Source organism: Micromonospora sp. NPDC003776, from assembly GCF_053605645.1.
Genome location: NZ_JBSGJR010000921.1, coordinates 1 through 1465, shown reverse-complemented (window position 1 = coordinate 1465; position 1465 = coordinate 1). Strand labels below are relative to the sequence as shown.

Below are 1465 nucleotides of genomic sequence, written 5' to 3'. Positions count from 1 at the left end.
GGCGCGAGCGGGGCGGCGAGCCGGCGGATCAGCCACGGAGTGCGGCCATGTTGCCCGCGCTGATCTTCGAGAAGCGCAGCGACCGGCCCGGGTCGGCGCTGCCGCCCGGAGCGTTGTCCTGCTCGTAGTTGGGGTTGTGGTAGCCCTTGGCGCCGATCTTGCCGAAGAACGACCGATAGTCGATGTCGCTGCGGGGGTCCCCGAAGGGGATCATGGTGTAGCCGTCGCCGACGCCGTCCGGCTGTGTGGTGGCGTCACCGTCCTTGGCGTGGAACAGCGCGTAGCGCATCGTCTGCGTCGCCACCTGGGCGGTCGGGTCGAAGATGTCCTCCACCCGCTTGCCGTCGTAGTCGTAGCGCCAGCGCCACTGGTGCTGGGCGACGTGCGCCCAGTAGATGTCCATCTCGATGACGACCAGCCCGGGGTCCGTGACGTCGAGGTAGTGCTGCATGAGTCGCTTGCCGGACTCCGCGCGCACCACGGTCGGGGGGATCGGTGCGCCGGTGACGCGGTCCTCGGTGACGGTGACCAGCGGGCCGTCCTGGAGGAAGTTGTACGCCGGCGAGTGGTTGTGGGTGTACATCTGGATGCCCCACTGGAGGCTGATCCGGTTCAGCGCATCCCACTTCTCTCCGGCGATCGTCCACGGCTCGATGTTGCGGTTGTTGGCGCTCGTCGGGTCGCTGCCGGTGCCCATGTACGGCATGCCGAGGATCGACGCGAACTCCAGTTCGGTCTGCAGCCGGTTGTAGTCCTCGGTCGACATGGCGCCGCCGGGGCTGTTCGGGCCGTTCCAGGTGTTCGGGACGAACCCGTGGTTGCCGATCGCCTGGAGGCCGTACGCGTCGAGGAAGCCGCGCAGTGTGCGCGCGTAGGCCAGGTAGGCCGCTCGCGATTCGGGGGTGGTCACCCCGCCGGGCGCGGGGTTGGGCGCGGCGCCGCCGGGGTTGGCGGCGTGTTGCCCATAGCCGGCGAACTCGATGTGCTTGTATCCGCAGCCGGCCAGGAACTCGAACAGCTCCACCCAGCCGCCGGGCAGCGGCACCAGCGGGCCGAGGTCGTTCGGGTCCTGGGGGAAGGTCGGGCCGCCCAGGTAGCCCATCGTCGGGGCGACGCCCAGCGCGGCGCTGGCCGCGATGCCGATCCGGGTGGGCACGTCGCGTTGGCTGTACGTGATGGTGCCCAGCTTGCCGTCGGGGATGAGCCGCCCGTTCGCCGCACTCGCCAGGCTGGGCGAGAACACCGCTGCCGGACCGAGCGGGCTGAACGCCGCGGCGGCTGCCACGCCGGCGCCGGCCATGAGCCGTCGCCTGCTGATCCTGCTGTCGAAGGCCATTGTGGTTCCTCTCTCGGAGAGTGATCGATGCGAGTGGGGGCGGGTGGGGCCCGCCGGGGGGCGGCCCCCCCCCCCGCCGGGCGGGGGGCCCGGCCCCCCAGTGCCCCCCACCACGGCCCCAGGGTGGGG

The 1465-nt window shown here is 71.3% G+C and carries 1 protein-coding gene; it reads right to left on the bottom strand.

Going from position 1 to position 1465, the window contains the following annotated elements:
- Window positions 1–28: 28 nt before the first annotated feature.
- Window positions 29–1336: a sugar phosphate isomerase/epimerase family protein gene (locus tag ACWEVO_RS36400; RefSeq protein WP_452311927.1), complete on the bottom strand. Its 1308-nt coding sequence runs from the start codon at window positions 1334–1336 to the stop codon at window positions 29–31.
- Window positions 1337–1465 lie beyond the last annotated feature (129 nt).

What these genes read in the sequence shown, in the direction of transcription:
- ACWEVO_RS36400 (WP_452311927.1), bottom strand. Translation starts at nt 1,336, where the DNA reads ATGGCCTTCGACAGCAGGATCAGCAGGCGACGGCTCATGGCCGGCGCC.